This is a genomic window from Thalassotalea ganghwensis, assembly GCF_053485795.1.
In genome coordinates this window covers 1-288 of record NZ_JBQRUM010000086.1, presented here as the reverse complement: position 1 = coordinate 288, position 288 = coordinate 1, and the positions used below count along the sequence as shown (strand labels likewise).

Below are 288 nucleotides of genomic sequence, written 5' to 3'. Positions count from 1 at the left end.
CATAACCATCACGATTATGCAATAACGAAGCATCGTACTTGCCACCAAAAATCTTCACCGTAAACGAATAGATCGTCTCATCCACTGGAATATTGTAGTGCTTTTCATCTTGACCATGCTCTCCGGTGTCGACACAAATAAACTGACCGCCTACCAAGTTTCTGTAATCATCTGAAAAGTAATTATTCATACAAGCATCAGTGCGATAATCCACATTTGGATCCCAGCGGTAACGATCTTCCCCTAACGTTCCATCCGCTACTGGGGTATTCGGGTCAAAACCAAATA

1 protein-coding gene is annotated in these 288 nt (G+C 42.4%); it reads right to left on the bottom strand.

Annotation, left to right across the window (positions count from 1 at the left end; translation table 11 throughout):
- The coding region (locus ACSLUH_RS19595; protein WP_448570091.1) for a hypothetical protein at positions 1-288 on the bottom strand (288 nt) is incomplete at both ends.